Source organism: Paraburkholderia oxyphila NBRC 105797, assembly GCF_000685075.1.
Taxonomy (GTDB): Bacteria; Pseudomonadota; Gammaproteobacteria; order Burkholderiales; family Burkholderiaceae; genus Paraburkholderia; species Paraburkholderia oxyphila.
In genome coordinates, this window is sequence record NZ_BAYD01000114.1 from 25,476 (window position 1) to 33,016 (window position 7,541).

9 protein-coding genes are annotated in these 7,541 nt (G+C 57.4%); 6 read left to right on the forward strand and 3 right to left on the reverse strand.

Annotated features, from left to right (window positions below):
• Window positions 1-50: 50 nt before the first annotated feature.
• The 3 genes from BO1_RS54825 to BO1_RS59800 are packed head-to-tail and all read left to right on the forward strand — an operon-like array spanning window position 51 to window position 2,725.
• Entirely contained in the window at window positions 51-1,529 is a 1,479-nt protein-coding gene (locus BO1_RS54825) for a bifunctional enoyl-CoA hydratase/phosphate acetyltransferase (protein ID WP_043288667.1), read from the forward strand.
• Window positions 1,530-1,574: 45 nt separating this feature from the next.
• On the forward strand, window positions 1,575-2,591 hold the full coding sequence (locus tag BO1_RS40350) for a CorA family divalent cation transporter (protein ID WP_028222425.1): 1,017 nt from the start codon (window positions 1,575-1,577) through the stop codon (window positions 2,589-2,591).
• Window positions 2,588-2,725: a hypothetical protein gene (locus BO1_RS59800; protein ID WP_156992668.1), complete on the forward strand. Its 138-nt coding sequence runs from the start codon at window positions 2,588-2,590 to the stop codon at window positions 2,723-2,725. The genes BO1_RS40350 and BO1_RS59800 overlap by 4 nt, the downstream gene beginning before the upstream one ends.
• A gap of 129 nt (window positions 2,726-2,854) precedes the next feature.
• Here the strand turns inward: BO1_RS59800 and BO1_RS40360 are convergent, their stop codons facing one another.
• Window positions 2,855-3,736, reverse strand: coding sequence for an ADP-polyphosphate phosphotransferase (locus BO1_RS40360; protein WP_028222426.1), 882 nt, complete (start codon window positions 3,734-3,736; stop codon window positions 2,855-2,857).
• 472 nt (window positions 3,737-4,208) lie between these two features.
• Entirely contained in the window at window positions 4,209-4,451 is a 243-nt protein-coding gene (locus tag BO1_RS40365; protein ID WP_028222427.1) for a hypothetical protein, read from the reverse strand.
• A gap of 253 nt (window positions 4,452-4,704) precedes the next feature.
• Here BO1_RS40365 and BO1_RS40370 point away from each other — a divergent pair, with 253 nt between their 5' ends.
• From BO1_RS40370 to BO1_RS58455, 3 genes are all read left to right on the forward strand, one after another.
• Window positions 4,705-5,406 (forward strand): IS6 family transposase, encoded by a 702-nt coding sequence (locus BO1_RS40370; RefSeq protein WP_028222428.1) that lies wholly within the window; start codon window positions 4,705-4,707, stop codon window positions 5,404-5,406.
• 62 nt (window positions 5,407-5,468) lie between these two features.
• Window positions 5,469-6,203, forward strand: coding sequence for an MFS transporter (locus tag BO1_RS54830; RefSeq protein ID WP_281179238.1), 735 nt, complete (start codon window positions 5,469-5,471; stop codon window positions 6,201-6,203).
• Between the two features lie 509 nt (window positions 6,204-6,712).
• Entirely contained in the window at window positions 6,713-7,024 is a 312-nt protein-coding gene (locus tag BO1_RS58455; RefSeq protein WP_028222429.1) for a hypothetical protein, read from the forward strand.
• Window positions 7,025-7,351: 327 nt separating this feature from the next.
• On the opposite strand, the gene BO1_RS60805 is transcribed toward BO1_RS58455, so the two are convergent.
• On the reverse strand, window positions 7,352-7,541 hold a 190-nt coding region (locus BO1_RS60805), incomplete at its 5' end, for a hypothetical protein (protein ID WP_218002852.1).

Below are 7,541 nucleotides of genomic sequence, written 5' to 3' on the forward strand. Positions count from 1 at the left end.
CGTACAACGACCTGCTCGAAGGCGAAATTTAAGGGGAGGCTCAGACTGACATGGGACGAACCGGAAATCGAACATACAGTGAGCTGAGTGTCGGCGACTCGGCGAGCCTCGTGCGAACGCTCACGCACCGCGACATCGAACTTCTTTCTGACATGGCGGGCGATGCGGCGCCCCTGAGTCTGGACCACGCAGAAAGCCGAAGCGGCCAGTTTCGGACGATCGTCCCGCACGGGACGTGGGCGGGTGCAATGCTCTCGGCCATACTCGGCACGCGCCTTCCCGGGCCTGGCACTGCCTGCGTCGATCAGTCCCTTCACTTCGGCAAGCCGATCGAACTCGGCGACATGATTACCTTCTCAGTTCGCGTCACTGACAAAGACGACCTAATGCATCGAATTACGTTGCAGTGCCAGGCAGTCAACCAGCGTGGAGAGGACGTCATCACCGGCGTCGCACCAGTCCTTGCTCCAACAGAAAAAATCCTGCGTTCAGCCGAAGCGCTTCCCGAATTCGAACTCATCGAAAATGGGAGACGCTATGAGCGTCTTATCGCGATGACTCGCGGGCTCGAGCCCTTGCGCACGGCCATTGTGCATCCAGTAGACTCGGCTTCACTCGTCGGGGCCATCGAGGCCGCGCGTGCGAACCTCATCGTCCCGGTACTTGTTGGGCCAGAAGTCAGAATTCATACCGTCGCGGACTGCGCCCAGGTTGACCTCACCCCCTATGAGATCGTACCCACCGAGCATAGTGAAGCTGCAGCCGTACAAGCTGTAGCGATGGCGCGCGCCGGCAAGGTCCAGGCGCTCATGAAAGGCGCCCTCCACACCGATGAACTGATGCATGCTGTAGTTGACACCGAGCAGGGATTGCGTACCGCGCGACGCATCAGCCACGTATTTTCGATCGACGCGCCTGCCTACCCAAGGCCATTATTCATCACGGACGCCGCAATCAATGTTTCTCCCACCCTCGATGACAAGCGCGGCATCATTCAGAATGCGATTGATCTCGCGCACGTGCTGGGCGTCGCTGAACCACGCGTCGCGATCCTTTCCGCCGTCGAAACCGTAACCGGGAAACTGCGCTCCACGCTCGATGCCGCTGCGCTTTGCAAAATGGCCGATTGCGGACAGATCAAGGGTGGCATCCTCGACGGGCCGCTCGCATTCGATAACGCCTTGTCCGAAGAAGCTGCAAAGACCAAGGGCATCAAGTCACCGGTCGCTGGCCGCGCCGATATCCTGGTCGTACCGGATCTTGAAGCTGGCAACATGCTTGCCAAGCAGCTCGAGTATCTCGCCGGCGCCGAGATCGCAGGAATCGTGCTCGGCGCGCGCGTACCGATCATCTTGACAAGCCGCGCCGATAAAACCGTCTCGCGGCTTGCATCCTGCGCGATTGCGTTGCTGCTCGCGCAGCATACAGCCGGTGTGAAGTCCTCAGCGATTCCATTCCTTTGCTCAACGCTGGCTAGTCACGCGTCAAGTTTTCAGTACTTCCGGGCCACAGGTTCGCGCCCCCAGTGAAAAGCATAGACGCCCACCGGAAGGAAATATGCGAAGGAGGCTGAAATGAGCGCCCAACCACAACTCGCGCAGGAATCGGACTCCCTGCCGCTCAACCGCGGTTACGTGTTCTCCGCGAACGGAGTCGGCCACAAGATCAACGCGAATGAGGCCCGCGAACGGCTCATGGATCTGGATAGCGAGGCGGCGGGATTCGTCTGGTTGCATTTTCATAACGTCCCTGCCGTTTTGAGTGGCTGGCCGACGCAGCTTGCGAAACTGCCCCCGGGATTCGGCGATACACTTCGAGAAGGTTTGCGCTCGACCCGCGTCGAGCACGTCCGTCAAAACCTGATCGCCGTCGTCAATGACGTCGACTATGATTTTGAGCGAAAGGGCCCGATCAAGGTCGCGACCCTGTGGATAAGCGTCGGAGCTCGCTGTCTTCTGAGTGTGCACAGTCTTCCTCTACGTTCTGTTGATCAATTAAGCTGCGAAGTCGAAGCTGGGGTCGCCTTTTCCAGTCCGATGGCGCTCCTGGTCCGGCTTATGCAAGGGCAGGCGGATCTGCTGTTTGGCATCGTGCGAAGCGCAACTCAAACAGCCAACGAAGTGGAAATCGCCTTGCGCACCGGGACACTGCCGAAGCGCTCGAGTCTGGGTGGCATTCGTCGCGACCTTGTACACCTGCGACGCTTGTTGGCCCCCGAACCGGCTGCCCTGTTTCGGCTCATCAATCGTCCGCCCCGTTGGGTCCGGGACGAAGACGTACAATCCCTGAGGCAGTCCGCTGAGGAATTCTCCCTGGCGCTGCGTGACATGGCGAGTCTTCAAGAGCGCATCCAATTGCTCGAAGAGGAAATTGCAGCAAAGGTCGCCGAGCACACCAATCGGAGCGTGCTGATACTGACTGCCGTTACGGTCATCGCTTTACCGATCAACCTGATTTCGGGCCTGCTGGGCATGAACATAGGCGGCGTTCCCTTTCGGCATACGGAGAACGGGTTCTCGATCGTCTTTCTGTTGTCAACCGTCTTGACCAGCTTGAGCGCGTGGCTCATTTTCCGGAAAAAGCACGATTGAAAGCGCCTGGCGCGAACCCCAAGGACTCGCTGCTATGCACGAAGCGCCGCAAGGATCTCCGCCGCGGCGACCGGACCATCGACGATTTCCCGGAGGAAACGCTGCTTGACGTTCCATCGTGTGCAGACGTGTGATGCGAATTCGCTTTCTGCGCGGTCGGCCGAAGCTGCGCACAGTACGGTAATTTCGACTTTCTATGAGCAGCGCGCGGAACTGCCTGCTTCGTACGCTCAATCTTCAGCTTGTGGGGGCGCGGCGCTCATCTATCGGGCTTCGTCACGGGCGAGCCGCGCGCGAATCTCGGACAGCTCCTTGCGCCGCTCCGCCGTTGTCTCGGGATACTGCAAGTTCAACCTGTCAAGCGTGTCCAGGATGATCTGGGAAACGATGAGCCGGGCGTTCTCCTTGTCATCCGCGGGAACGACGTACCATGGAGCGTATCGTGTGCTCGTCGCACTGAAACATTGCTCATAGGCTGTCATGTATTGCGCCCAGAACTTTCGCTCCTCGACGTCTGCGGTGCTGAATTTCCAGTTCTTGTCGGGTTCGTCGATGCGTGCGAGAAAACGCTTGCGCTGTTCTTCCTTCGAGAGGTGCAGAAAAAACTTGACAATGCGCGTATCGTTGCGATGCAGGTGACTCTCAAGGTCGTTGATCGAACGATAGCGGCCCCGCCAAACGGCTTCGCCAGCGCGGGCCTCATGGGACAAGCCCTCACTGTGCAGGATCTCCGGATGTACCCGAAGAATCAACACTTCCTCGTAGTAGGAGCGGTTGAAAATTCCGATTTGGCCACGCTGCGGAAGGTCGCGAGTGGTGCGCCAAAGGAAATCGTGCTGAAGCTCTACCACGTTCGGGTGCTTGAAGCTGAACACCTGGCAACCCTGTGGATTGACGCCCGACATGACGTGCTTGATCACACCGTCTTTTCCCGCTGCATCCATCGCCTGAAATATGAACAGCACCGCATAGCGATTGTCGGCATAGAGTGCGCTTTGCAGCGCACTTAATTGCCTGATGTGGTCGGTCAGTATCGCATGATACTGACCCTTCGATTTATACACTGGCGCCATACATGTCGGCCACTGGTCAAGTTCAACCAAGACGTTTTCATGAACCCGGAAGTTATCGGAGTTGATTTTCATGTCCACTCTCCCAGTCAGAACCGAACGAAATCACGCCCCATGGCACCATGTGAAAACTGCGCATTGGTGAACATCCGGCCTGTCTGTGGCAAGCGTGTTCCCCCCAATGGGTTTCGCCCGACGGCTCCTTCTTGTGATCCACAGCTTCGGGAGCCAAAAGATTATGCAGACTTTTTCGCCGACGGGCCGCCCTGTTTGCCACTGGATCAAATCAGTTGGGCAAATAATGAAAAAATATCGCGATTGAAGGATGAATCGATGCCCCCTGCAGGCTGCAATGGTTCTATATGAATGAGATGGCGACACGGATCGGGACGTGGAGGATGGCAGGCTCGCGCACCGTTTGCGCGAGACAAGTGTTCCTGTTGGCCAAAGGCCGTAGGTGAGTGCAACGCCAAGCCTCCCTTCGGCCGGTCAATGTCGATCCGAAGGGAGGCCGAACGCAGAACAAGTCCACGGACCTGCTGTGATATCAGGTCAGATCATATTCGCGCATCATTTCGGCGATCACCGCTTTCAAAGGCGCCATGCACTCTTGCGCAACCAATCGAAACTCGTCGATGACCCAATTACAACCACCGTTCGCCGCCGGATCGACCTTGCGTGGGATCGGGATGTCGCAATCACGACAGCTGTCATCGAGATCGGCACTTTCTTGAATCCTGCGCAGAATTTCCGCTCTAATCTTTTCAGCAGTACCCACATTCTTAATCATTTCTGCCTCCATCGCTTCATCACTCTTGTTTAAATCACGCGTATATCCGATACGCCAAATTGCGTTTTTATTTTTGCGTGCTGGACTCAGAGAGTATTGACACACATCAACGGGTGTCGCCTTTACAGAGGTAGGGTAAGTGCATACGTCTCCAAAAATTCAGCCGTTTAAAGCCGGAAAACAGGAAAAGGGGGCTCTGTTGCAGTAAGGCGTTCCGCTATGATGTGCGGAACGACATGAAACTGAAAGCTCGATGAAGATGTTGAATCTGGCGGTGGCCCGAGTGCTCAAACGCCTGCACTATCCGCTGGATGTGATCCTGACCTGCGTGCGCTGGTACGTGGCCTATCCACTGAGCCTGCGGAACCTCGAGGAAATGATGGCCGAACGCGGCGTTTCGGTCGATCATTCGACTGTGCACCGCTGGGCGGTCAAGCTGTTGCCGGTGCTGGAGAAAGCGTTTCGCCTCCGCAAGCGGCCGGTGGGCAAGAGCTGGCGCATGGACGAGACGTACATTCGCGTCAAGGGCGAATGGCGATATCTTTACCGGGCCGTCGACAAGTACGGCAACACCATCGACTTTCTGCTACGCGCCCATCGGGACAAGACTGCAGCCCGACGTTACTTTGAAAAATCGATCGCCCAGAATGGCGCGCCCGAGACGGTGACCATCGACAAAAGCGGTGCCAATCTCGCCGCGCTTGAAGCGATCAATGCTGAGCGTGAAACGCCCATCAAGATCCGCCAGTCGAAATACCTCAATAATCTGGTCGAGCAGGACCATCGGTCGATCAAGCGACGAACGCGGCCTATGCTGGGATTCAAGACTTTTCGCTGTGCCCGGATCCTTCTGGCCGGCATCGAACTGATGCACATGATCGTGAAAGGACAGATGAAGCCCGCTCGCGAAGCCCATCTGTCCGCCGCTGATCAATTCTACAACCTCGCAATATAAGCAGTACTTCGCATATCGATCTCACTCGCCCCTCGATCGTTACCGCGACAAAGCCGCTCTTTCTGCTCGAAGCGATTCCCTCGGCGGCGCTGGGCCTCGTTGTCCTCGGCTACCTGCCGAACGGCATCCGCTCGGCGAACTGGCTCACCGACGAAGAAAAGCGCGTGCTGGAGGTGAACATCGAAGGGGACAGCGCGGGCAAGACTCACGGTTCGCTCGCCAGCGTGTTCACCGACGCCCGTATCTGGAAGATGGCCGTCATCTACTTCTGTTGCATGATGGGTCTTTATGGCATCAGCTTCTACCTTCCGACGCTGATCAAGGCGACCGGCGTGCGCACCGCGCTCGAAGTGGGCCTGCTGACCGCCATTCCGTATGCGTGCGCTGTCGCGAGCATGTTCCTCGTGGCCCGCAGCGCAGATCGCTCGGGCGAGCGGCGCTGGCACTTCGCGGTGCCCGCCGTGCTCGCCGGCGCGGGCCTGTTCGCCAGCACGCAGCTGACCGGCAATATTCCGCTCGCAATGGTCGCGCTGACCGTCGGCACAGCCGGCATGCTCGCAACGATGCCCGTATTCTGGACCTATCCGAGCGCGATCCTCGCCGGTGGTTCTGCCGCCGCCGCCATCGGCATGATCAATTCGATCGGCAACCTGGCCGGGTTCGTCAGCGCGTCGATCATCGGCTGGATGAAAGACGTGACACATAGCACGAACGCCGGCATCTACTGCGTGGCAGGCGCGCTTGTCTTCGGCGCCGTGCTGGCTTTGCTTCAGCAGCACCGGTCCGTAAACAGGTAAGCCGGGTAAGACTCGATAAAACCTCTTGTTGCGTTTGGTAAGGATGCCTTTCTAATGACAGCAAGCAACGCTTTTAAGCGGCTATCTTTCTAGTCGGAGAGCGAACACGATGACCTACCGAGCGATTCGAAGGAGTGAATGACCGTTGTAGCCGCGAAGCGGCCGATTCGAACTAGTCTGGTTCACCGGCCGTTGAGGGTCGACTTCGGGCGACGCCGTGGGGGCGCGGTCGGCCATGGAGCGTCATTCGCATGCGCCGTCGCCCGGACGTTCAAACTTCAGCGCCACCCCGTAAAGTTCGTTTGCGGCCGCCTTCTCTTTGTTCCGATGTATGCCATGGGGCAACTGCCCTTCGCCTGAAGGTAGCGCAGGAATGGAATGGTTGCCCGGTAGGTCCGCACCGTCTTTTCGTTGATCAGCGTCAACCAACCCAACCGGATCGGCGTGATAATCCAGCGAACGGCTACACACCGTTCGCAAGATTTAGTGATTCATACTGGGAGTCGACGATGGGAATTGGTATGCAAATAACCTATCTCGGCCTCCCAGGAGCCGCATCCCTAGAGGCAGAAGCGGCATTGCAACTATTGCGCCTTCAGCCGTATAGTGCCTACTTCTCGGATTGTCAACTGGTGATCGAGCATGTGGGCCAGCCCTCAGGAAATAGTCTGTACGACGTTCGCCTTGAAATCGGAACCACCGCGCTCACGCTAAAGCGCATTGCACGATGCGTACGCGACGGCGCCGAAGCGGCGATTAGATGTGCGTTCAATAAGGCGGTGCGGGTGCTCGAAATTCTTTCCGCGCATGTCAATCTGTGAAAAACAACAAGCGTGGCGGCGACACTGTGTCTTCGTGCACTGGTTGAATCAATATGAACATATGCCCTCCGACGCGTACGGTGGAACGGCGCCAGCATCTCGGAAGCAGCCGTTAGGCGGCAGCGAGGCCCTGTGGCTGCAACGGGTCGATAAGACTCTACCGGGTCGACGAACATGCACCCGTGAAACAGGTAAGCCACTCGTCGGAAACATGCCTCATTCAGCCTGAACGGCGGCATAAACTGGTGGGGATAGCTCCCCGCTCACTTGCTCGCACTCGCGCTCGGGACGAAACTGGTGACAGTACGCGATAGCCTTCGACACGCCTCAATCGCGACGACGTCGCGCCACCTGCATGGTGATGAGATCCGGCATACATGCCAGCTCGATCAGGCATTCGGAGTTCCAAGGCAGATAGACACAACTTTGCTTGCAATTTAGACACAACTTTACTTGCGTGAGTGCCAGGTTTTTCCCAAAAATGTGCAATGTAACAGTGCCATTAAGATAAGTTTTC